22 protein-coding genes and 1 tRNA gene are annotated in these 23176 nt (G+C 62.2%); 12 read left to right on the top strand and 11 right to left on the bottom strand.

Translation table 11 applies throughout. The features are described 5' to 3' along the window. Nucleotides 1-128: 128 nt before the first annotated feature. The 4 genes from FXN63_RS21765 to FXN63_RS21750 are packed head-to-tail and all read left to right on the top strand — an operon-like array spanning nucleotide 129 to nucleotide 2966. Nucleotides 129-908 (top strand): transporter substrate-binding domain-containing protein, encoded by a 780-nt coding sequence (locus FXN63_RS21765; protein WP_148817492.1) that lies wholly within the window; start codon nucleotides 129-131, stop codon nucleotides 906-908. Between the two features lie 24 nt (nucleotides 909-932). Further along, nucleotides 933-1601 (top strand): amino acid ABC transporter permease, encoded by a 669-nt coding sequence (locus FXN63_RS21760; RefSeq protein ID WP_148817490.1) that lies wholly within the window; start codon nucleotides 933-935, stop codon nucleotides 1599-1601. Continuing rightward, entirely contained in the window at nucleotides 1598-2254 is a 657-nt protein-coding gene (locus FXN63_RS21755) for an amino acid ABC transporter permease (RefSeq protein WP_148817488.1), read from the top strand. Before FXN63_RS21760 ends, FXN63_RS21755 begins: the two co-directional genes overlap by 4 nt. Further along, nucleotides 2235-2966 carry an amino acid ABC transporter ATP-binding protein gene (locus FXN63_RS21750; protein WP_148817486.1) on the top strand — a complete coding sequence of 244 codons (732 nt, stop codon included), beginning with the start codon at nucleotides 2235-2237 and terminating at the stop codon, nucleotides 2964-2966. The genes FXN63_RS21755 and FXN63_RS21750 overlap by 20 nt, the downstream gene beginning before the upstream one ends. Nucleotides 2967-3173: 207 nt before the next feature. Here FXN63_RS21750 and FXN63_RS21745 read toward each other — a convergent pair whose 3' ends face one another. The 6 genes from FXN63_RS21745 to FXN63_RS21720 form a co-directional block, all read right to left on the bottom strand. Next, entirely contained in the window at nucleotides 3174-3776 is a 603-nt protein-coding gene (locus FXN63_RS21745; protein ID WP_148817484.1) for a nitroreductase family protein, read from the bottom strand. 237 nt (nucleotides 3777-4013) lie between these two features. Further along, a complete protein-coding gene (locus tag FXN63_RS21740) occupies nucleotides 4014-5150 on the bottom strand; it encodes a 50S ribosomal protein L11 methyltransferase (RefSeq protein WP_148817482.1) in 1137 nt (378 codons plus the stop codon). A 10-nt stretch (nucleotides 5151-5160) separates the two neighbouring features. Continuing rightward, entirely contained in the window at nucleotides 5161-6471 is a 1311-nt protein-coding gene (locus FXN63_RS21735; protein WP_148817480.1) for an NTP/NDP exchange transporter, read from the bottom strand. Between the two features lie 353 nt (nucleotides 6472-6824). Further along, nucleotides 6825-7340, bottom strand: coding sequence for a 3-hydroxyacyl-[acyl-carrier-protein] dehydratase FabA (gene fabA, locus FXN63_RS21730; RefSeq protein WP_148817478.1), 516 nt, complete (start codon nucleotides 7338-7340; stop codon nucleotides 6825-6827). Between the two features lie 238 nt (nucleotides 7341-7578). Next, a complete protein-coding gene (locus FXN63_RS21725) occupies nucleotides 7579-8145 on the bottom strand; it encodes an SAM-dependent methyltransferase (RefSeq protein WP_246164932.1) in 567 nt (188 codons plus the stop codon). 28 nt (nucleotides 8146-8173) lie between these two features. After that, a complete protein-coding gene (locus tag FXN63_RS21720) occupies nucleotides 8174-9583 on the bottom strand; it encodes an APC family permease (RefSeq protein ID WP_148817476.1) in 1410 nt (469 codons plus the stop codon). A 476-nt stretch (nucleotides 9584-10059) separates the two neighbouring features. Between FXN63_RS21720 and FXN63_RS21715 the strand changes: the two genes are divergently transcribed. After that, nucleotides 10060-10135 (top strand) — tRNA-Lys (locus FXN63_RS21715). Nucleotides 10136-10269: 134 nt separating this feature from the next. Here the strand turns inward: FXN63_RS21715 and FXN63_RS21710 are convergent. Next, nucleotides 10270-10776: a hypothetical protein gene (locus FXN63_RS21710; RefSeq protein WP_148817474.1), complete on the bottom strand. Its 507-nt coding sequence runs from the start codon at nucleotides 10774-10776 to the stop codon at nucleotides 10270-10272. Nucleotides 10777-10903: 127 nt separating this feature from the next. Between FXN63_RS21710 and FXN63_RS21705 the strand changes: the two genes are divergently transcribed. The 5 genes from FXN63_RS21705 (at nucleotide 10904) to FXN63_RS21685 (ending at nucleotide 15454) form a co-directional block, all read left to right on the top strand. After that, entirely contained in the window at nucleotides 10904-11560 is a 657-nt protein-coding gene (locus tag FXN63_RS21705) for a response regulator transcription factor (RefSeq protein WP_148817472.1), read from the top strand. Between the two features lie 3 nt (nucleotides 11561-11563). Further along, nucleotides 11564-13168, top strand: coding sequence for a sensor histidine kinase (locus FXN63_RS21700; protein ID WP_246164931.1), 1605 nt, complete (start codon nucleotides 11564-11566; stop codon nucleotides 13166-13168). A 165-nt stretch (nucleotides 13169-13333) separates the two neighbouring features. Further along, entirely contained in the window at nucleotides 13334-13699 is a 366-nt protein-coding gene (locus FXN63_RS21695; protein ID WP_148817470.1) for a YgiW/YdeI family stress tolerance OB fold protein, read from the top strand. Nucleotides 13700-13785: 86 nt separating this feature from the next. After that, nucleotides 13786-14580 carry an aspartate dehydrogenase gene (locus tag FXN63_RS21690; protein WP_148817467.1) on the top strand — a complete coding sequence of 265 codons (795 nt, stop codon included), beginning with the start codon at nucleotides 13786-13788 and terminating at the stop codon, nucleotides 14578-14580. A gap of 10 nt (nucleotides 14581-14590) precedes the next feature. Next, nucleotides 14591-15454: a DMT family transporter gene (locus tag FXN63_RS21685; protein ID WP_148817465.1), complete on the top strand. Its 864-nt coding sequence runs from the start codon at nucleotides 14591-14593 to the stop codon at nucleotides 15452-15454. A gap of 99 nt (nucleotides 15455-15553) precedes the next feature. Here the strand turns inward: FXN63_RS21685 and FXN63_RS21680 are convergent, their stop codons facing one another. Continuing rightward, the gene (locus tag FXN63_RS21680) at nucleotides 15554-16681 is read right to left on the bottom strand and encodes a DUF5924 family protein (protein ID WP_148817463.1); all 1128 of its coding nucleotides are present in this window, start codon (nucleotides 16679-16681) and stop codon (nucleotides 15554-15556) included. Nucleotides 16682-16970: 289 nt separating this feature from the next. On the opposite strand from FXN63_RS21680, the gene FXN63_RS21675 reads away from it, so the two are divergent. Then, nucleotides 16971-18518: a hypothetical protein gene (locus FXN63_RS21675; RefSeq protein ID WP_148817461.1), complete on the top strand. Its 1548-nt coding sequence runs from the start codon at nucleotides 16971-16973 to the stop codon at nucleotides 18516-18518. A gap of 100 nt (nucleotides 18519-18618) precedes the next feature. Here the strand turns inward: FXN63_RS21675 and FXN63_RS21670 are convergent, their stop codons facing one another. The 3 genes from FXN63_RS21670 to FXN63_RS21660 form a co-directional block, all read right to left on the bottom strand. Further along, nucleotides 18619-19686: a 5-oxoprolinase subunit C family protein gene (locus FXN63_RS21670; RefSeq protein ID WP_148817459.1), complete on the bottom strand. Its 1068-nt coding sequence runs from the start codon at nucleotides 19684-19686 to the stop codon at nucleotides 18619-18621. Continuing rightward, nucleotides 19683-20486 (bottom strand): 5-oxoprolinase subunit B family protein, encoded by an 804-nt coding sequence (locus FXN63_RS21665; protein ID WP_148817457.1) that lies wholly within the window; start codon nucleotides 20484-20486, stop codon nucleotides 19683-19685. The genes FXN63_RS21670 and FXN63_RS21665 overlap by 4 nt, the downstream gene beginning before the upstream one ends. Nucleotides 20487-20599: 113 nt before the next feature. Continuing rightward, complete coding sequence (locus FXN63_RS21660) at nucleotides 20600-21826, bottom strand: pyridoxal phosphate-dependent aminotransferase (protein ID WP_148817455.1); 1227 nt, start codon at nucleotides 21824-21826, stop codon at nucleotides 20600-20602. A 364-nt stretch (nucleotides 21827-22190) separates the two neighbouring features. Between FXN63_RS21660 and FXN63_RS21655 the strand changes: the two genes are divergently transcribed. Further along, a complete protein-coding gene (locus FXN63_RS21655) occupies nucleotides 22191-22994 on the top strand; it encodes an SDR family oxidoreductase (protein ID WP_187394978.1) in 804 nt (267 codons plus the stop codon). The last annotated feature ends 182 nt before the right edge of the window (nucleotides 22995-23176 follow it).

Raw genomic sequence — 23176 nt, 5'->3', positions numbered from 1 at the left:
CATTCCCAGTAAGCAAGCGTATCTGCCGCCGATCAGGCGTGTCTGGCACAGGCTTTGCATAAAGAGTTTTGTATACCAAATCGGTGTTCAATTCTTAACCATGCGGCCGCCGCGCGCCGGAGAGTCTTATGAAACGCAGAAACCTGTTGAAGTTTGCCGCCTTGTTTGCCGCCGTCGCGATCAGCCCGGCCCACGCCGATGCGCTGGCAGACCTGACCAAAGCTGGCGTCATCAAAATCGCCGTGCCGCAGGATTTCCCGCCTTTCGGTTCGGCCGGCCCGGATCTGAAGCCAGTGGGTTATGACATCGACGTCGCCAACCTGATCGCCAGCAAGCTGGGCGTGAAAGTCGAACTGGTGCCGGTGGGCAGCGCCAATCGCGTGCCTTTCCTGCAGACCAACAAGGTTGATCTGGTCATCTCCAGCATGGGCAAGAATGCCGAGCGCGAGAAAGTCATCGACTTCAGCGACGCCTACGCACCGTTCTTCAACGGCGTGTTCGGCCCGGCCAGCGTCAAGGCTACCAAGATCGAGGACATCGCGGGCAAGAGCGTGGGCGTGACCCGTGGCTCGGTCGAAGACATTGAGCTGAGCAAGATTGCCCCGACCACCGCGTCGATCAAGCGCTACGAAGACAACAACGGCACCATCAGCGCCTTCCTGTCGGGCCAGACCGAACTGATCGCCACCGGCAACGTGATCGCCGCCGCTATCCTCGCGCGTAACCCGCCGAAGAAGCCGGAGACCAAGTTCCTGATCAAGAATTCGCCGTGCTTCATCGGCTTGAACAAGAACGAACCGGCGCTGATGGCCAAGGTCAACGACATCCTGGCTACCGCGAAGAAAGACGGCTCGTTGTCTGCGATCTCGCAGAAGTGGCTGGGCATGGGCCTGCCGGCCGATCTCTGATCTTCACCTGTCGAGCGACGCCTGATGGCATACAAATTCGATTTCGGGGCGGTCTTCGATTACACGCCCGTGCTGCTGAAAGGCATTGTGGTCACGACCGAACTGATCGTCTTTGGTGCGCTGGCGGGCATCGCGGTCGGTATCGCGTGCGCCTGGGCACGCACCCAGGGGCCGCGCGCCTTGCGCGTGCCGGTCACGGCCTACGTCGAGTTGATTCGGAACACGCCGTTCCTGATCCAGCTGTTCTTCATCTTCTTCGGCCTGCCCGCGCTGGGCATGTCGCTGACCGAGATGCAGGCGGCTTGCCTGGCGATGGCACTGAACCTGGGTGCCTACAGTTGCGAGATCATCCGGGCGGGCATCGTGGCCACGCATCGCGGCCAATTCGAAGCAGGGGCCAGTCTGGCCATGAGCCGCATCCAGGTGTTCCGTCATGTGATTCTGAAACCTGCGCTGGCGCGTATCTGGCCGGCCTTGTCTTCGCAGATCGTGATCGTGATGCTGGGGTCGGCAGTGTGCTCGCAGATCTCGGTTGAAGACGTGAGCTTCGCGGCGGCCTATATCCAGTCGCGTAATTTCCGCGCCTTTGAAAGCTACATCGTGGCGACGCTGACCTACCTGGCCTTGGCGCTGATCCTGCGTCAATTGCTGCGCATGTTGGGTCGTCACTGGTTCGGGAGGCCCGCACGATGATGAGCTTCAGCTTGTGGGACATCGTCAGCGCACTGCTGCTGACGGCACGGTGGACAGTGGTGTTGTCGCTGGTGGCGTTTGTCGGTGGCGGGGTGCTGGGACTGCTGGTGTTGATGGCCCGGACCTCGCGGCTGGCCGGCCTGCGGCGTGCCGCCTGGGTCTATATCGAGTTGTTCCAGGGAACGCCCTTGCTGATGCAGTTGTTCCTGGCGTTCTTCGGGCTGTCCTTGGTCGGTGTCGAAGTGCCTGCCTGGCTGGCAGCCGGTGCCACGCTGACCTTGTGGTCTGCGGCCTTTCTGTCCGAGATCTGGCGCGGTTGCGTGGAAGCCATTCCACGCGGTCAGTGGGAATCGTCGGCCAGTCTGGCCATGGGCTATGTGCAGCAGATGCGTCATGTGGTCTTGCCACAGGCTGCACGCATTGCGGTGGCACCGACCGTGGGCTTTGCGGTGCAGATCGTGAAGGGCACGGCAGTGACCTCGATCATCGGTTTCACCGAGCTGTCCAAGGCCGCCACGATCATTACTAATGCGACCTTCAACCCGTTTGTGGTCTACGGCATCGCCGCCCTTATTTACTTCGCCCTGTGCTGGCCGCTGTCGCGGTTGAGCCTGCGGCTGGAAAGGAAACTCAATGCCCCTCATCGCGCTTGAAGATGTACGCAAGCGGTTCGGCGACAACGAAGTGCTCAAGGGCATCACGCTGCGTATCGAACCCGGCGAGGTGATTGCACTGATCGGCAAGAGCGGGTCGGGCAAGAGCACGCTGCTTCGCTGCATCAACGGACTGGAGCAACTGGACGGTGGTGCCATCATGGTGGCCGATGCCCAGGTGGCTGATGACGAGATGCGGCTGCGCTTGCTGCGATTGAAGGTCGGCATGATCTTCCAGCAGTTTAATCTGTTCCCGCATCTGACCGCTGGCCGCAACGTGATGCTGTCGCCCACGGTGGTGAAGGGCACTTCTAAAGCCGACGCCGAGAAGCTTGCGCGCGAGATGCTGGAACGCGTGGGCCTGGGCCACAAATTCGATGCGTGGCCGGATCAGTTGTCGGGCGGCCAGCAGCAGCGGGTTGCCATTGCCCGTGCGCTGGCGATGGAACCGATTGCGTTGCTGTGCGATGAAATCACCTCGGCGCTGGACCCTGAGCTGGTCAACGAGGTGCTGGCGGTGGTGCGTTCATTGGCCGCAGCCGGCATGACGCTGATCATGGTCACCCACGAGATGCGCTTTGCGCGTGAAGTGTGCGACCGGGTGGTGTTCATGCATCAGGGACTGGTGCACGAGATCGGACCGCCGGAAGAGATTTTTGCCAATCCCAAGACGCCGGAGTTGCAGCAGTTTCTGGGGACGACGGCGCATTGAGGTTTTGGTTGGCACACAGACGCCGGCCAAAAAAAACGCCTGGGCTCCGCATTGCGGCGCGCCAGGCGTTTTGTCGTCAGTTCGATCTCGGCGAGTGCAGCTTGTTGGATGAATCGAGGATTGACTGCGTGTCGATCCACGATCTGTCGATGACTGCTTTGCCGAGCTTGGCTGCCAAGGCCTGAACCGACCCTCGCCGACTACTTCTTATTCGCCGACGAAGTTGCCTTCGAACGCGACCTGCGCCAGCGGGCGACGCGGGCTAGGCGTCTCGCCGCCTTGCAGGCCTTCCGGCAGCAGCGACTTGTCGCCCAGGCGGCCAATCACGGCTGCGGCTTCAACGGTGTAGTCGTCCGGGATGTTCAGTTCGCTGCGCGCCAGATCGCGGTCGAAGCCGCCCAGGCCGTGTGCGTGCCAGCCCGACAGGCTGGCTTGCAGGGCCAGGTAGCCCCAGGCAGCGCCGGTGTCCAGGCTGTGCGTGAGGTTGGGGGTGGCTTGCGCCGCGCCCGGTGCCTGCGAAGTCTTCTTCGACGCGATGATCAGGATGGCCGACGCGGTATGACCCCAGCCGCGATTGAACTCGTTCAGGATCGCCAGATAACGCTCAAAGTTCGGCGTGCCACGGCGCGCATACAGGAAGCGCCACGGCTGGAAGTTGTAAGACGACGGTGCCCAGCGTGCGGCGTCGAGGATGGTCAGCAGTTCGGCTTCCGGGATGTTTTCACCGGTGAAGGCGCGCGGCGACCAGCGCTCCAGGAAAATCGGGGAAATCGGGTGTTCGGACTGGCGGGAATTGGCAGACGTCGTCATTGGGCTTCCTGAGGAAAAGTCGCGCGGCCTTGCACCTGTGGACAGGCACACGCGCCCGCGCGCGTAACTCGACAATTAGAAATTATTCCGGCCACGCAAAGCCAGTACTTTTACGGCATAAGCACCTGACTTGGCCAAAACCAGCGAGCCGGCTCCAGCAAGTCCAACCTGCAAAAAAAATAGGCGCGCCCCAAAAGGAGCACGCCTATCGATGTAGCAATCGCACAAGCCCGAGGCTTAACGCACGCGCAGCCGATACAGGGTCGTGACTTCCGCGACACGCGCCGAATGCAAGGGATCGGTCGGATCGTTGGCCTTCGGGTGTTCCGGTGCCATTTGCATGTAGGCCTTGATGTACAGGCCCGCTTCTTCAATGGCGTTGATCAGGAACGCACGGGTGCGCAGGCCCAGGTGCTCGGCCAGATCGGACAGGATCAGCCAGCCTTCGCCGCCTTGCGTCAGGTGCGACGCCAGACCGTTCAGGTAGGCCAGCAACATGCGGCTTTCCGGGTCGTAGATCGCGCCTTCAATGGGCGAGCTGGGACGTGCGGGCAGCCAGGGCGGGTTGCAGACGATCAGCGGGGCTTTGCCTTCCGGGAACATGTCGGTCTGTTCGACGGTGACGCTGTCGGCCACACCCAGGCGGGCCACGTTGTCACGGGCGCAGGCAATCGCACGCGGGTCGATGTCGGTGGCGACCACTTTTTTCACGCCACGACGCGCCAGCAAGGCAGCGATCACGCCGGTACCGGTGCCGATATCCCAGGCCAGTGCCGTGGACGGCAGGGGCAGTTCCGGGTCACCGACCAGTTCCAGGTATTCGCCACGCACCGGCGAGAACACGCCGTAGTGGGGATGCACGCGGTTGCCGATGGCCGGAATCACCACGCCTTTCTTGCGCCATTCATGCGCGCCGATCAGGCCCAGGATTTCGCGCAGCGACACCACATAAGGCTTGTCATCCTTGCCGTAGGCTTCGATGCAGGCCTGGCGGATGTCAGGGGCACGGCGCAGATTCAGCTGATGGTCGGCATCGACCGGCAACAGCAACATGCCCAGCGTGCGGGCGCGTTGCGCCTGTGCCTGACGGTGTTGGTTGAAGGCTTCGATGGGCGTGGGCAGCGGCTTTTTCGCCTTGCTCGGCTTGCGCTCGACACGTCGCGACATGGCCGTCAACAGCTGACGGGCGTTCTGATAATCGCCGCGCCAGAGGATGGCGGTGCCCTCGCAGGCCCAGCGATATGCGTCGTCGGCGCTGGTCTGATCGTTGCCGATCACCACGCGCTTCGGGGGGGGACTGCCGTTCTCCGAGCGCCAGCGCGCTTCGTGCAGAACTTCGGCTTCGGTCCAGGAAATTACAGGATTGGTAGACATGGGCGACACCTTACCGCAGTTCGCCCGCCGTGCCGCCTGTGTCGTGGGCGCGGCCCAACAGATGACCGCTGATCGCCCACGCAAGTGCGCATCCGACGCCAATCACCGCCACCAGTACCGGACCCTGGCCAAGCGCGTCCAGGCCGGTCTTGGCCCAGCCGCTGATCGCATCGCCACCCCGGTAGACCACGGTGTCGATGAACTGTTTTGCCTGGTATTTGCGCACGGGCGGCATGGGCGCAAACAACATTTCCCGGCCCGGCCGCACGAATGCGTATTCCCCGACACGGCGGACGATCATCACGCCCGCCAGCACCGCGAAGCCCGGCAGCAGCGCCAGCAGACCAAAACCTACGGCCATCATCAGCGGTACGCCCATCAGCAAGGCCCGCACGCCCAGCTTGCGGGCCACGCGGCCGGTGATGAACACCTGGGCGATCAGCGACAGGCTTTGCACGGCGATGTCGATCAGGCTGAAGACCCGGATCTGCGCGGCGCGGTCGGGGAAGACGCCGGCCACCAGACGTGCCTGCTCGAAATACAGGAAGGTGCTGACGGTGGCCAGCAGGATCACGAATACGCTGACCCCCAATAGATAGGGGGATGAAAATACCTGCTTGGCCCCTTCGAAGGGATTGCCGGCAATCGGGCGACTGGTGGCTTCCGATGGGCGCGGGGCGTTTGGCCGGCCCGCACCACCCACTTCGCGCCAGGCCATCAGGTAGTGTTTGATCGCCACGGCGGCTGCCAGCAACACCGCCGCAAGCAACAGCAGGCCGTGTTGGCCGACTACCGTGATCAGCAGCGCGCCGATGGCGGGGCCAACCAGGCCGCCCACGCTGGCACCGGCCGCCATGAAGGCGAACAGGCGTTCGGCCTGTTCACGGTCGAAGACATCGGCCATCAGGCTCCACGCCACCGACATCACGAACAGGTTGTAGACCGACAGCCAGACGTAGAAGATGCGCGCCGCCCAGACCGATTCGCCCGCCAGGCCAAACACCAGCGCGAACGCCAGCAGGTTCACCACAAAAAAGCCGTAGGCCCAGTCGATGAAGCGCCTGCGCGGAACGTGCGCGCTCAGCCAGCCGTGCAGTGGCACCACCAGCAGCGTGACCACAAAGGTGGCGGTAAACAGCCATTGCAGCTTGTCGACACCGCCCGCGATGCCCATGGCTTCGCGGATGGGGCGCAGCATGAAGTAGCCGCAGAACAGGCAGAAGAACAGCACGAAGCCAGCAATGGCCGGCAGCAGTTCACGCGGGGTCGCGCCGATCAGGGCAGCAAGCCGATGGTGTGGCGGAGAATCCGGAGCATGCATGGCGGGCCTGTGGTGAATAGGGCGCGGGAACGGAAGGCGGCACGTGCTGAGTGAGTGTCTTGCTTGATGTCTTGCCGAACGTGCTGAAAAACGTGCTGCAAAAACCTCAGACGTGGATGTGCTGCGAGCACGTCACAAGCACGTTACGCGTCACATCTTGCCATGCTGGGGAGGATTGGCCCACGGGCCGAACAGTAGGCTGACGATATCGGCCGCACGCGGTGATGCTTCACCGGTGGTATGCAGAACAGGGTGCAGGACAAGCCGCGTCTGGCGACGGAGCATGCAGCCGGTCGGGCGACCGGCTGCAAGGCGCACCGCCTGGCGGCGATGCGATCCTGCCGATCAAGCGATCAGAAGCTGTCGGTCGAGGTGAACAGACCCACGCGCAGGCCTTCGGCGGTGTAGATCTCACGGCCGTCGACCATCATGCGGCCGTCGCCGATGCCCAGCACCAGCGAACGGTTGATCGTGCGCTTGATGTCGATGTGATAGGTCACCAGCTTGGCGGTCGGCAGCACCTGGCCGGTGAACTTCACTTCGCTGGAACCCAGCGCACGGCCACGGCCCGGATTGCCTTGCCAGCCCAGATAGAAGCCAACCAGTTGCCACATGGCGTCGAGGCCCAGGCAGCCCGGCATCACCGGATCGCCCTGGAAGTGGCAGCCGAAGAACCACAGGTCGGGATGGATATCGAGTTCGGCGATCACTTCGCCCTTGCCGTACTTGCCGCCGGTATCCGAGATGTGGGTGATGCGGTCCATCATCAACATGTTCGGCAGCGGCAGTTGGGCATTGCCTTCCCCGAACATTTCGCCGCGGCCGCAGGCCAGCAGTTCGTCGCGGGAGTAGGCGTTCTTCTTGGTCATCTGGAGTCCTTGGCGTGCCGGGACGCGGCATCCCAGACATGGGTGTGCGCCGCCGTCATCTGCCGCCGGTTGTAGTCGGAGTGGGGGAAGAGGACCGGTATTGTAGAAGAACCTGGGTTTCTGCCAACTTTCCGTCTGTTTGCGGCCCGACAGACGTGGCGTACAGGGGACGCCTCTTATAGATTCCTGGCCGTGCGCACAGGAAAACGGCCGAGCTGGCTCGGCCGTTGGGCTGGGGTTAGCTGCCTGGTTTCTTCTCGGGCACGGTCCAGAAATAGACCATGCGCCCGCCGACATCAAGCGTCTGGTCGGGCACCCAGTCGCCCATCGCGAAGGCGTGTGACACGATACGGGTGCCAGGTTTCAGGTTCAGCAGCGTCGGTCGCAGCTTCATGTTCAAGGTAGACAGCAGGTACAGGCTGACCACCGTGGCTTCCGACAGATCCTGCTGGAAGAGATCGCCCTGAATGAATTTCACCTTGTCGGTGACGCCCGCTTGCTGCGCATTGGCATTGGCTTCTTCGATCCGTTTCGGATCGATGTCGATACCGACGGCACGGATTCCGAAGCGCTGCGCGGCAGTGACCGGAATACGCCCATCGCCCGACCCCAGGTCGTACAGCACATCATTGGGGCCGACCTTGGCAACCTTCAGCATGGCGTCGACCACGGGTTGCGGCGTCGGCACATAGATCACATCTGGCGTGCGGCTGGATTGCTGGGCGTAGGCTGCGCTGCACGCCATCAGCCCCAGACCCAGCACGGCCGTTTTCCAGGGAAGCATCTTCTTCACGAATTGACTCACGCTCTGCTCCTGCGGTCGATTGAAAGGCTTACGGTGCGGGGGTGGAAACTTGGCGACGCCAGAACAACAGCAGGGCACCGACAGCCAGCACCGCAATGCCGACCAGTGCACCGATGCCGGTGTACTGCACGCTGGAATACAGGAGCCATGCGCTGGTGGCGCAGAACAGCAAAGGCGTCAGCGGATACAGCGGCACGCTGAAGGGGCGTTCTTTGCCGGCATTGCGACGGCGCAGTACAAACAGCGAGATGCCGGTCAGCAGGAAGAACAGCCAGAACACCGGCGCGGTGTACTCGACCATGGTCTTGAAACCGCTGCGCGTCAGTGCGCCCAGGCACACCAGCGCCAGCGCAATCACGCCCTGAACCAGCAAAGCATTGGTAGGCGCATGATGGCGCGCATTCCAGCGGCCCAGGAACGCGAACATGGGTTCGTCACGTCCGAATGCGTAGGTCGTGCGCGCGGCGGTGAGGATGGTGGCGTTGGCCGAGGTGATCGCCGACACCGCAATCAGTGCGCTGATGATCTGCGCGCCTGCCGGGCCCATCACGGCGCGCAACACGTCGGCGGCAACGGCTTGTGAACCTGCCATGCCCGCCAGGCCCAACACCTTCACATAGGCGATGTTGACCAGCAGATAAACGGTGGTGATCAGCGCCAGGCTCCAGAACAAGGCACGCGGCAGGTTGCGCTTGGCCCCGATGGTTTCCGCCGACACATAGGCCGCCTCGTTCCAGCCGCCATAGGTCAGCATCACGAACACCAGCACCAATCCCCACTGCGGCGCGCTGCCGGCTTGTGTTACCACGGCGGACACGGGGGCCGTTGCCGGCGTCAACAACAGGCCGGCACCGATGATGAACAGCACGCCGCCAACCTCGATCAGCGTAAGCAGGTTCTGCACACGTTTGCCGGACCGCAGGCCAATGATGTTCAAGGCCGTCAGCACCACGATCATCAAAGTGGCGTAGATGGCGGCAGAGCCTGGACCGAAGCTGTAGATCTGGCTTGAGTAGTCGCCGAACACATAACCCAGCAAGGCTATCGAGCCGGTGGGGATCACCGTCAGGCGAGCCCAGGCAAACAGGAAAGACACTTTCTCGCCAAACGCCATGCGCAGGTAGTGATAGTCACCGCCTGCATTCGGATAGGTGGTTGCCAGTTCCGCATAACAAAGTGCACCGGCCAGCGAGATCAGGCCGCCGACGACCCAGGCGAACATCATGACTTCGACGCTGCCGGATGCGCCCGCCACCATGGCTGGTGCACTGAAGATGCCTGCACCGATCACGATGCCGACGATCAGGGCCATGACATCCAGAACAGAAAGCAGGGGAGTAGGCGAGGAAGTCTGGGATGACGAGCCAGACGCAGCGTGTGACGCGCCTGTGGAAGGTGAGGACACCGCGGCCGTCGCGGACGAAGAGGAATTGGGCATGGCTGTCCAAACACTGAGTCGTCGGAGCGGCAACGCCAGGGCGATGTCGCAGGGGAAGGGCGACTATGCCAGTCGGACTGCTCGGCGGTGGACGGGCAGGGGTAACGTGACGTTACTTTGAAGATGCTGCGCTGCAGCGTGGGAAAACGCGTGCTTGGGTAATGTTTCTGTGGCTCTGCCAAGGGGAGTCTCAGGCAGATGCGCCGGCAGGTTGGTCGTTGATGCTTACAAGTGATGGCGTCAGGGATGGCCTGAATTCAAGGTGTGCTCAGTCTTTTGTCAGCGGGCTTCTGATAAGTGGGGGCGGCGGATGGAGCTTGTTCGCCTGCTTTCATCAAATTATTTTCCATTCGACTTGCACGGATTTTTTAGACTGTGTATAGTCTTGGTCTCGGCGATGCAAAACAAACGCGGCGAAGAAAAAAGAAAGATCTAGGACACAGCGCAAGTCTGAAACAAGCGCTAAGCAAGACGAAGGGTTGTTAGCTCAGTTGGTAGAGCAGCGGACTCTTAATCCGTAGGTCGACAGTTCGAGCCTGTCACAACCCACCAGAATTCACGAGAAGCCTCCACGAAAGTGGGGGCTTTTTCGTTTCTGCGTTATTGGACTGAATATTAGACAGTGTCCAATATCCAGTTGTCGCATACAGCCTGTCGATTTATCCAGGCTGAACCATCGGCCTCGTTCAGTTCGTCGCCTCCGCATACTTTTCGCGAAACACCTCGATAGCCACGGCTTCCAGCTGAGGCCATTTCGTCAGCAGCCACTGCCGGCCGTCCAATGACGGCGCAACGTAAGGTGCTGCGTGGTTCGCGAGTGCCGTTCCCTGCGCAATCACTTGGCGCTCATCTTCGAGTCCGCCGGCCACCATCGCCTCGATGGGATGCGCGATGAGTTCTCGCGCGAGGTGAGGTCGCATTGAGCAACCCGGGGCAATGATCGCAAACGCCTGCTCGACAAAGGCCCAGCAGTTCGTCGGCCAGAAGGCTGCCGTGATGTGTTGGATGAATTCCGCATCAGACACGCTCTCTGGCGCTGCGCTTGCAGCTTCATAGAAGTCCGCCAACACAGCGAGACGCTTGTTTTCATGCCAGCCCGCGAATCTCTCTGTTCCAGTCGTCATCAGATTTTCTGCGTAATGTGTTCGTGATCGGTCGATTGCCGCCTGCATCTTGGTCTTTGATAGTGCCACGAATGGCGGCGCGGCCAATGTAGGGGCCCAGCCGTGCCAATCTCGTTTTGCCCGAAATTTATTACCCTCTTGCGGTCTACCGCGTGGTCCTCAGATTCGCTTCATGCTCGGCTGATATCCTCGCCTGATGCGAATCCTTCTAGTTGAAGACGACGCCTCTTTGGGCGCGACCATTGAATCCTGGCTGAAGCTCGACGGTTATGCCGTCGACTGGGTGCGCCGTGGTGACTTGGCCGACACGGCCTTGCGCACGCAGACCTATCAGTGCGTGTTGCTAGATCGCGGCCTGCCCGGGCTGGATGGCGACACACTGCTTGCCAGTCTGCGTGCGCGCGAGGCGACCACACCCGTGCTGATGATCACCGCGCGGGACACGCTGGCCGACCGCGTGCAGGGTCTGGATCTGGGGGCCGATGATTACCTGGTCAAACCCTTCGACCTGGAGGAGTTGTCGGCGCGCATTCGGGCTGCACTGCGGCGGGGCGCTGGGCAGTCGGTGTCCTGGCTGCGTCACGGCGGCATTGCGCTTGATCCGGCCGGCAAGACCGTGACGCTGAACGATGCGCCGGTGGTGTTGACCGCGCGTGAGTTCGCCGTGCTGCATGCCCTGCTGCTGAACAAGGGGCGCATCGTGTCGCGCGAGCAGTTGGAAGAAGCCTTGTATGGATGGGGCGAAGAAGTAGAGAGCAACACCATCGAAGTACACATCTACAACCTGCGCAAGAAGCTGGGTGGCGACACGATCACCACGGCGCGGCGGCAGGGTTACAGCCTGGGTGCCTGAACGATGCGCCGCGTTCGCATACCGGGCCTGGCGTGGTGGCGTGACCGCGTGTCACGCAGAAGGCTGAAAGGCGGCGTGGGCGGGGATTCGGCGTCGACCCACGCTGCGTCGATGCGTGCTGGCACCACAACAGCCGCGTCCACGCACACCGCATCTACAAGCACTGACCCGACGCCCTCCGCGCCGACAGGCTCCGCGTCACCTGCCTCCTATTCCCTGCGCCGTCGCTTGCTGTTGACCACACTTGGGTCAAGCGTCGTGTGCTGGCTGGTCAGTCTGGCGGTGGTGGTCAGTGTGGCCTGGCATGAAACCAGCGACGTGTTCGACGATGCGTTGGAAGAGGGCGCGAGGCTTGCCATTCAGTTGGGGGATTCGCTGCAGCGTGATGGCCGGCTGGCGGACGATGACACGGCGGTGGACCCGTCGCGGCATCGGGTGCGCCTGGCTTATCAGCTGATCTCGAACGAAGGTGCCATGCTGCGCCGTGCGGACCGTGCGCCACGGCTGCCCTTTGTTGCCAAACCCGATGAGGACGAGGATTTTCACAACGTCTGGGCCGACGGCAAGCTGTGGCGGGTGTACGTGCGCCAGAGTGAGGACCGAGGTTTTGCGGTGCAGATCGGCCAGCGCTGGGATGACCGCAGCGAGTTGTTGTCCGAGATGGCCGAGAACCTGGTGTGGCCCGCCTTGGGCTTGCTGCTGTTGCTGGGACTGTTGAATTGGTTTGCGATCCGCAGCCTGTTACAGCCGCTGGAACGCATTGCGCAACACATCAAGACCAAGTCGCCGGATGACCTGAGTGCCGTGCCTGATGCCGGCCAGGCGCGTGAACTGCAGTCCATCATTTTGTCCTTGAACGCTGTGTTTGGCCGCTTGGCTGAAGCCATGCACGCAGAGCGCCGGTTCACGGCCGATGCGGCGCATGAGTTGCGCACGCCGCTTGCCGCTTTACGCATGAAAATTCAGTTGATGCAGCGCATGTATCGAGGGCCTGTCGACGCTGCGGGAAACCCTGTGGGGGATGCGGCACCTGACAGCATGAAGACTGCCTTGCAGGTACTGCGCGACGACGTGGATCGCAGCACGTCGTTGGTGGAAAACCTGTTGGCGCTGGCGCGTCTGGACCCACAACAGCCGCAGACGCTGGATAAGCAGGACGTGGATCTGCAAAGCTTGATGGATGAGGTCGTGCAAGTTTGCACACCTGCGGCGCAGGCCAAGACGATGATGTTGAATGTGGCGCTGCCCACTACATCGAACGCGCTCACGATTCGTGCGAATCGGCCCTTGCTTGCCAGCGCCTTGCGCAATCTGGTGGACAACGCTGTGCGCTATGGAGCGACAGGTGGGCGGGTGCGTATCGAGGTGGAGACGCGCGCACACAGGCTGCGTATCGCCGTCCGTGACAATGGCCCGGGCGTATCAAAGGAAGATCGGGTGCGATTGACGCAGCGCTTCTTCCGGGTGCTTGGATCGGGTGAAACCGGAAGCGGCCTGGGGCTGTCGATCGTCGCACGCATTGTGGTGCTGCATGGCGGCGAGCTGTCTTTTGATGACGGGCTGGATGGGCGAGGCCTGTCGGTGCGCGTGGATTTGCCGGTGCGTTGAGTGTTCGCAGAAGTTTTTTACAGAGATTTCTGCATACCCCCACCGACTTCAGGTTTGCTTCATCTTCGCTTGTTCAAATCCTCTACATGATGTCCACACGCAGAGATCGGCAAGAACGATCTTTGCTCCAGGACCGCATCTTGATAACTCAAAGAGGAAGCAACCATGAACCTGATCAATCGCCAAACCGCTCGTGCCGCGCTGCTTGCTTTGTTCGTCTCTGCCAGTACTGGCGCGATGGCGCAGTACCAGGGCCCCAGCTCGGTGCCGGTCATGAGTGTCAAACAACTGGTGGACCAGGGGCAGGATGATCAGCACGCGACGCTGAAGGGTCGCATCGTGTCGCACGACGGTGGCAAGAACTACACCTTCGACGACGGCACGGGCCGCATCAGCGTCGAAATCTCGGCCAAGCGTTTCCCGGTGGGCCAGGCCTTCGATGACAAACGCGAAGTGGAAATCACCGGTGAACTCGACAAGGAATTCAACGGCAAGCTGGAATTCGAGGTCGAGCAACTACGTATGTTGTAAGTGAGCAAGTAAGCCGCGCGCAATGCCTGCGCGCGCTTGCCCTTCAGTATGCTTGGTGTCATCGGTACAAAGGTGGTGAGACAAGCATGCGCAATGTGTTGGTGATCGGTTACGGCGCAATCGGCAAGTCGCTGATTGCGCAGCTTGACCAGGAAGAAGGGGGCTACCGTTGGGCAGTCTGGGCCAGAGGCAATGGCTCACCGCGTGTCGACGCCGGGCGTCCGGTTACCCGGGTTACGTCGGTGACCGAGGCACTGGCGTTCGAAACCGATCTGGTGGTCGAGTGTGCCGGTCATGCTGCGGTTGCCGCGATCGTGCCCGGCTTGTTGGCAGCAGGACTGCCTACCCTGGTCTGTTCGGTCGGGGTACTGGCCGATACGACGATTGCCGATTCCCTGCACGAGGCTGCGGCGCGGGGCAAGACGTGGTTACGCTTGCCATCCGGTGCGGTGGGCGGGCTTGATTACCTGCGCGCGGTGGCGCATCTGGATGAGGTGGGCGTGCGATACGTGTCGCGCAAGCCGCCGAGCGCCTGGCATGACGAACTGCTGGCCCTCAATATCGATCCCGATACCTTGGAAGAAGAACACGTACTGTTCGATGGCAGTGCAGACGGCGCGGCACGGCGTTATCCCAAGAACCTGAATGTTGCCGCAACCGTGGCGCTCAACGGCATCGGCATGACACGCACGCAGGTCAGCGTGGTGGTCGATCCGGCGGTCAGCGCAAATACCCATGAGTTGTACATCGAGAGCTCGGCCGGCGTGGCAGAATTCCGCTTCGAAAACAATCCCGCGCCGGACAACCCGAAGACCTCGCTGCTGACCTCGCTCAGCGTTGCAAGCGAAGTCAGGACTTTCTTCCAGGGCCGCGCGTCGTAGCAAAGGCCGCATGAACCGCAATCGGGCGCTGGTCGCCATCCATGTTTCCGCCGTCCTGTTTGGGTTGACGGGGGTGTTCGGTGAGTTGATTCAGGCGACGGCCGCCGCCGTGACGGCAGGTCGCGCAGGGTTTGCGTTGCTGGCGCTGGCCGGTTTTGCGGGCTTCACCGGCAGGTCGCTGACACGTGGCCTGAATGCCGGCAATGCTCGTGCGCTGCTGGCAGCCGGTGTCATGCTGGCGGTGCACTGGGCCACCTTCTTCCACGCAGTGAAAGTCGGTGGCATTGCCATCGCCACGCTTGGCTTTGCCAGCTTCCCAGCCTTCATTACCTTGTTCGAGATCGTGGTGTTCCGCGAGCGCGTGCGCGCAAGCGAACTGCTGTTGCTTGGCCTGGTCACGATTGGTCTGGTGCTGGTGGTGCCCGCGTTCGACTGGTCTGATACCGGCACCATCGGGCTTGCCTGGGCCTTGTTGTCCGGGGCAACTTTTGCCGTGCTGGCCTTGATCAATCGACGGGCTGCTGCGGGTATCGATGCCGTTCAAGTCGCGTTCTGGCAGAACCTGCTGGTGTTGGTGCTGGTTGTTCCGTTCGCGTTGTCCTCGTTCGGGGACATGCGGGCAGTCGACTGGGTCTGGATGGCCTTGCTTGGCATTCTGTGCACGGGCTTGTCGCACTACTTGTTCGTGTCTGCGCTGAGCGTACTGACAGCGCGGGCAGCGGGCCTGGTGATCAGCCTGGAACCCGTGTATGCGATTGCGGCTGCCTGGTGGTTGTTTGCGCAGGAACCTACGTTGCGCATGTTGCTTGGCGCAGCATTGATCATCTTTGCGATTACCCTGTCTAGCCTGCGCAAGCCGGCTCCGCACGACTGAGATTCGCCGGGTCGGGATACGGGAAACGTGATCCGGGCCTGATTGCTTTGATGGTGTTTCAGTGACGCCTCATGACTGCTGTCGTGGGGCGTCAACGCATCAAGGCTCAGTCCCCGCCAGCGCATCGAAGCGCATCACACCGATCATCTGACCGGCGTCGGTGATCACGCGCACTTCCCAGCGTCCGGCCGGATTCGGCGGGAAGTTTCGCTTGTGGGTCCAGGCCCGATAGCCTTCCTTGCGTCCGCCGCGAATGTCGATCGGAATACGGTCTACCTCGCGACCGTTATGAAGCCACACATGGTAGATGTGTTCCTTCAGCCCCAGCGGCGCGGCGACTGCCGTGAAGGCGTACAGGCCGCTGCTGCGCAACTGGCTGACCGACACCTCCTTCAGCCTTTTTTCTGCCGTGGGATTGCGCGTATTCAGCTGCAAGGACAACGCAGCTTCGCTCAGACGCAGCGTGGCAGGCGGCACCCAGGCGCGGGCAAACCAGCCGCCGGTGGCAAGTACCGCCATCAATCCGATCACGGCCAGGCGCCGCCACCAGGTCTGCAAGGTGACCAGACCGGCGAGGGTCGGGAAGGCCAGCACCACGGCCACACCAAGCGCCAGCTGATAGCTTTCGCCGGTACGCAGGTTGAACAGCAAGGGTGGCGCAGTCAGCAGCACCGCGAACAGCGTCAGCGTGTGATACGTCAGAAACACCCAGTGGTGTCGCGCCAGCCAGCGGTAATACAGCGGGTCGACCAGGGCAACGATTGCGGCGGCACCCAGCAGACCGGTGAAGATCGCCTGACCGCTGTTCCAGGTGGTTGCCGCATACAGAAACGGCAGCACGAAGAACAGGCTTTCCTGGTGGATCATCTGCGTGACGTAACGCAGCACCGGCGTGGGCAAGGCCACCCCGAAGCGGTCGGCCACCCGTCGATTGACGGACTTTTCCACCACCAGCCACAGCCAGCTGACCAGCATGACCACGGCGATCACGCGTGCAAAGCCTTCGTGGCGGTCAACCGTGAAGAAGCTGATCAGGCCGGAGACAAAACCGAACAGCGCCAGTACGCCTGGATAACGCTGGGCGAGTGCGACCAGACGAAGAATCCAGTGTTTGCAGAAGGCGCTGGTTCGCTGAATGCGGGTAGGGCGAGGCGGTAAGGGAGTAAGCGGGCCGGTCAAGGTGCAACCGCGTACGGCGGTAGGTGCCGGCACGCGAAGTCTGGTCATGAAGGGGGAAAAGCTTAACACCGCAGCTTGGTGGCCCAGGTTTGCCGCCATTTCCGGCCACTGGATCGTGCTTCCAAGGCAGGCCTGTTACAGGAGGGGAAAGATAAATTAAATGCTTGGCTGCGGGTTCTCGCATGGGGGTTGCGTGCAATTGGGTATGCTGCCTGTCAGCGACGACAGGCGTGTTCGACTTTTTTCGAGTGCGTAGACTGGAACTGGCATTGTCCCGTTGTCGCTCGACCAAGAGAATTGAGCCATGCGCGCGTCGGGTATTTTGTGTTTGCTGTTGATGTCTTCCGCTTTTTCCGTGTTCGGCGCGTCGCCCGCATGGTTGCAGGGTGACGGCCTTGCGCCCTTGACCTATCGGTCGGTGCTGCTCAGTTCCCTGCACTTTTTTCCGAACCTGCTTTCTGAACAGACCTGGCTGACCGTGACCCGCAGCGAGTTGGCGGTGGCCCAGGCTCACTACGCTGCCCGCCCAGACGCGTCGCGTCAGGAACGCATGGTGTTCGCGGCGGATCAGGTCAAGAATCGTGGTCCCCAGGTGGCCGAGGCGCTGGCCCCTTTTCTGAAGGAAGAGGTGCTGAAACGCGCTGCCGCCGCGCCACGCACGCTGGTGGCCAGCCACGCCTTGCCGCCTTTTCAGTACGACGCGGCATCGGGCAAGCTGGTGCTGGTTGGCGGCCCCAAGGTGTTCAGCTTGCTGACTGCGCCGGCCCCCAACACCGTGACGGGCTTGCCCGAGCAGGCCAGCAAGATGGCCATCTATTCCGTGGCTGACAACCAGCGCACCGATGCCAAGGACGACGCCTTTCTCGATGTCATCGAAGCCATCCGCCACCAGCCTGGTGGAGTTCCGGCCGCTACGTTGATCGCGCTGGATCGTCGTGTCACGAGCGAAGGCATTGTCCTGCCAAAAAGTGCGGCGGAAGCCGTACTGGAAGCGGCCAAGCGCAACGAAGGCAAGGGCATGTCGGCCAACGTGGTGTTCACCGTGGACGGTGGCGTGCAGGGGCCGTCGAAACGCGTGCTGACCGCGCGTCTGGTGCACGTGACCATCACCGATCCCGACAGCCGCATTGTTGCCAGCTACCAGGCCAGTGACTTCCCCTTGGCGCAGGCCCCCGTGGTGGTTCCACCCACGACGCCTACCGCACCTACCTTCGACATCGTTGGTGTAGCCCTGGGCATGCCAGCCGCCGAGGTCGACACCATCTTGCAGGCGCATATGTCGGTGGGCACGATTTTCCGCCGTGAGAATGGGCGCGATGTTGGCCCTCAGCCGGTGGCCTACGACGCGCTCAAGGTCTACATGTCCGAGGACACGCGCGAAATCGTGCTGGTGTATTTCGACCCGACCACCAGCGACACGGTAAGCGCAGTGCGGCGCTGGGTTGCCTTGGAAAACGGCTTCACCACGGAATCGGTACGCACTCGCCTGATCGCCAAGTATGGCCCGCCTGGGCAGACTTTGAGCGGCGGAGGCGGGTGGACCTGGGGCCGGGCAGGGGGGTGCCAGGGCTTTGGCGACGCGCAGCTGAAAACGGAAAATCTGGACCGGGTCCGGGGCATTTTGCGCACCGACCAGGCGTTCCGCCAGGCCATGCAGAAGGCGCTGGATCTGCGACGCTTTGGCTACAAGCCGGGCAATGTGTCGCGTTGCGGCCTGGCGGTCACATCACGGATCGAAAACGGTGGGCTGCTGACTACCTTGTTTGACCAAAAGGCAGTGGCGCAGCGCTTCTACCCCGAAGCACCCAAGCCGCCGCCGAAGCCGCCCGCCAAACCTGCTGCGCCGGTGCGGCCCAGAACTCCTGCGCCTGCACCTGCGCCCTGATTGGAAAATCGATGTGGCCTGCGTGAGATAGCTTCCTGCGCCTTGAAAAAAACCGGTGCGCGATTCACGCGGCACCGGTGACAGGTGTTGCACGCCAGCGTTATTCGGGCAGCGCGGCGAAGCTTGCGTCATCCACGGCTTGTGTGGCGGCCGGTGCAGGCGTCAGCGGACGACTCAGCGCGGCGTCGGCCGCCTGTTGTCGAAAGCGTGCAAATGCCTGTTCTGCCTGAGCGTGGGCAAGTTCTGCCTGACGCAGCGTGACGGGCGTGAAGTGCAGACTATCACCCGGCCTGGCCTGCGCCAGCAGGGGCAGATCGGTGCTGATGACATACGCAATCTTCGGATACCCACCCGCGCTTTGCCGGTCGGCCATCAACACGATCGGGCTGCCGCTGGGCGGGACTTGAACCGTGCCGAATTCACACGCTTCCGAGATCATTTCAAGCGGCTGTTTCAGGTCCAGTTCCGGGCCGTCCAGTCGATAGCCCATGCGATCCGATTGGGTCGAGATCACAAAGGCTTCCCGCGTGAAGGCCCGTCTTGCGGCCATCGAAAATTTGCGCCATTGCGGGCCGCGCATGAAACGCAGCGGTGCAGGTTCCGACGCGCTCGCGGGCAGCTCGACCACACCTGCTTCGACAAAGGGCAGGCCGCTTTGCACAAGCATGCGTTCCAGCGGCAGCGGGTCTTCCTGCGGCGTGACAAGCGGTACCCGGTCGCCGCGTTTCAAAGCACGGCCTTCGACGCCACCATAGGCTCCGCGCACGAAGGTGCTGCGGCTGCCCATGACCAATTCGGTATCGATGCCACCGCGCACCGCCAGATATGTGCGTGTGCCCTGGCGGCATTCACTGAAGGCCAGAACCGCACCTCGTCGCAGCATCACGGCACGGTTCAAGGGAACCCGCTTGCCGTCGGCAGTGACCGCCATGTCTGCGCCACTGAGGGCGATCAAAGTGTTGCGCGTGAAGCGCAGGGTGGGGCCGGTAAGCGTGCATTCCAGGGTAGCCGCGTCGTCGTCATTGCCGACCAAGGCGTTGGCGATGCGATGCGCGCGCTCGTCCATGGCACCGTTGGCGGGCACGCCGAAACGCTGCCAGCCGTAGCGTCCCAGGTCTTGCACCAACGAGAACATGCCGGGCTGGTCTACTTGCATCAAATGGGTCATGACCGTGCCTCCAGCAGCTCGGCGAAGCGTTCGCGCGAAATCGGCACGAAGCGCAACTGGTCACCCAGTTGCAGACGGGTGGGCGGGTTCTGGCGCGCGTCGAACAGGTTCCAGGGCGTACGCGCGATGATGTTCCAGCCACCGGGCGAGTCGTTCTGGTAAATGGACGAGATACCGTTGGCAATCGCAACCGACCCGGCGGGTACGCGTGTGCGTGGCGTGCGTCGACGCGGCACCTGCAGGCTGGGGTCGACCGGGCCGGCGAACGGGTTGCCTGGGGCGAAGAAGAAGGTGTACAGAATCAGCGGGGACTGGCTGTGGCGGCGGATGACTTCGTCTGCCGACAGCCCGCATTGAGTGGCCACGTCTTCCAGGTCCGGGCCGAATTCGCCGCCATAACAGGCGGGAATGTCGACGACCCGCGTCGATGGCGGCAGCGCGGGCACACCGGCTGACAGCAAGGCGTCGATGTCGCGCTTCAGTTGCTTGTAGGGCGAGATGTAGGCCGATGCATGGCCAGATGCATGCCCCGATATATGGCCCGATACATGGCCCGATACATGGCCCGACCCACTGGTGACCGGCCGGGCAGCCGCGCGGTAGTGCACCGCCACCGTGGTGAAGGCCGGGACGACATCGATCACGCCAGGCAGGGCCTTGTGCATCAGTTGGGCGGCAACGGCATGCACGGTCTGGCTGACATCGATATCCACCCGATCGCCCAGCCGGATGATCAGGCAGCGATCGCCGACTGGCTCGATACGCCAGGTCAGGTGGGGAACTAGGGTTGCGGTGGCCATGGCTTGTCGTTTGGTGATTGTCGGTACTTGCTTGATCTGTGGGTAGGCCGTGGCGTGACAGTGCCTGACACGCCGATGCTGAACATCCGGGTTGAACGTGCTGTCTGGACGTTTCAGGTGGGGACGAGGCGCTTGCACGCGGCAACGATCTGTTCGCAGGCCGCTTTCAGATCGGTGTCAGACAAAGCATAGGCCAGACGGATGTATGGGGCGAGGCCAAACGCGGTTCCGGGCACAACCGCCACACCACCGTGTTCCAGCAGATACGTTGCCAGATCGATATCGCTTGAAATGACCGCCCCTTGCGGTGTTTTCATGCCCAGGGTGGCACTGCAGTCGGCATACAGATAGAACGCGGCGGCGGGCGTCTGCAATGTCAGCAGCGGGGCTGCGTCGGCCAGAATGCCCAGTGCCAGGTCGCGGCGAACCCGCAGGCGGGCACGCCAGGTGTCCAGGAACTCCTGCGGACCGTCCAGCGCGGCGGCGGCAGCAACCTGAGTCACCGAGCTGGGGTTGCTGGTGCTTTGCGATTGCAGCAATTCCAGCGCGCCGATCAGCCAGCGCGGCCCACCCGCGTAACCCAAACGCCAGCCGGTCATGGCGTAAGCCTTGGACACGCCATTGATGGTCAGGGTGCGGTCTTTCATGTCGGGGGCGGCCTGCGCGAAGCTAGCAAACTCGCCGTCGAACACGATTTCTTCATAGATGTCGTCTGCCATCACCAGCACACGCGGGTGATGGCGCAGCACCGCCGCCAGCGCGCGCAGCTCGTCGGCGCTGTAAAGCGATCCAGACGGGTTGCATGGTGAATTCAGGATCAGCCACCGCGTATTGGGCGTGATGGCTTGCGCAAGCAGATCGGGCGTGAGCTTGAAACCGCTTGTGGCGTCGGGGGTGATCACGATCGGCTCACCGTCGGCGATGCGCACCATCTCGGAATACGACACCCAGTACGGGGCCACCATGATGGCTTCGTCGCCTGCGTCGATGGTTGCCAGCAGCGCATTGAACAGGATCTGCTTGGCTCCGGTCGACGCGATGATCTCCGCGTCTGCATAGTGCAGATCGTTGTCGCGCTGGAACTTTCTGGCGATCGCCGCCTTCAGTTGCTGGGTGCCGCCGACATTCGTATAGCGCGTTTGCCCGTTCTGGATGCCGTCGATGGCGGCCTGCTGAATGTGCGCAGGCGTGTCGAAATCAAGCTCGCCTGCGCTCAGGCTGATCACCGGCTTGCCTTCAGCCTTCATGCGACGTGCGGTATCGGTGATTGCGCCGGTAGCAGAGGGACGTACGGAAGCAAGGCGGCGGGACAGCCGGACATCGACGGGCAGGGAAGACATGGGGGACGTGGGCTTTGTGGTGAAGATGGGCAACCGGCAAGCATCGGGGGCGATGTCGTTGCCAGGGCGGGGCCGCGCCGGGCAGGCTGGGCATATGCAACAGAAGTATAGATAAGTGCGCGCTGCCTGAACCGGGGCGAGCAGATTGCAGCGTGTTACGCGGCTGATTCGGCGTGGCGGGCAACAGACGAAGACAGCCAGATGGTGCTGGAACGCGGCTTGCGGTGTCGTGTTTATACGTTTTGTCTACACCTTTTTTTGTGAATCTGCCTCATTCAACCGTACGATATCCAGGAGGTCAGCAAAGACATCCGGATATCGAGGAGCGCCTATGCCCATTTCTGCCGCCTGCGCACCCTGCACAATGCAACATTCGTCAGGGTCCACCGCCTCTTCACCGTTGGCGCACGCCACGGGGCGTGGACCTGCCCGCGGTGGGTCGCACCAGGATCACGGCGAGACGAGTTATCGCGGCGCTGCACGACTGGCGGGTCGACGGGCGTTGGTGATCGGAGCAGATGCGGGTGTCGGGCGGGCGGTTGCGATTGCCTTTGCACGAGAGGGCGCTGACATTGCCGTGCATTACCTGCCGGAAAATGAAGCGTATGCACAGGATGTGCTGGCGCTGATCCGATCGGAAGGCGGTCGTGTGGTGGCCATTCCCGGCGACCTGCGGGATCATGCCTTCTGCATTGAGCTGGTCCATCGCGCCTGCGACGCATTGGGCGGCATCGACATTCTGGCCAATGCGGCCTGTGCCGGCGAGGTGCCTGTCGAAGCACGGGACCGCCTGGATGACATCCCCTTTCGTGAACACCTTTATGCCATGTTCTGGCTGTGTCGCAATGCGGTGCCGGTGATGCAGCGTGGGGCGGTCATCCTTAATACCGCAGACATCCGTGCCTGTCACCCCGATGCCGAACTGCACCACGACGATGCGTCTACGCAGGCTGCCATCGTGGCGTTCACACGTGCGCTGGTGCGCCATGCCGGCACGCGCAACATCCGGGTGAACCTGGTGCGCTCAGACCCGATGTGGAGCCCGCTGCAACGCGATGGCAATCACCCGACAGAGATCGCCGCGCTGTATGTCTTGCTGGCGTCGCCGGACAGCAATCTGGTCAGCGGTGAGATCTACGAGGTGGCGGGAACGCTGCCTTCGGGGTGATCCGGGCGGAGCGGACCAAGAAGGCTCATGGCAGATGAGTGGGGCTTGAGTGGGTCTTGCCACTGCAAACGGAAGCACGCATGACAGAACGGATTGCAGCACGAATCCCGACACGGATCGCTGAACAAACGGCATCGGATTGATTTGCGATTGCGCGCTAACGCCTTGGTAGCGGCTACCAT

Source organism: Pigmentiphaga aceris (genome assembly GCF_008119665.1).
Classification (GTDB): Bacteria; Pseudomonadota; Gammaproteobacteria; order Burkholderiales; family Burkholderiaceae_B; genus Pigmentiphaga; species Pigmentiphaga aceris.
This window is presented reverse-complemented; position numbering and strand designations above follow the sequence as displayed.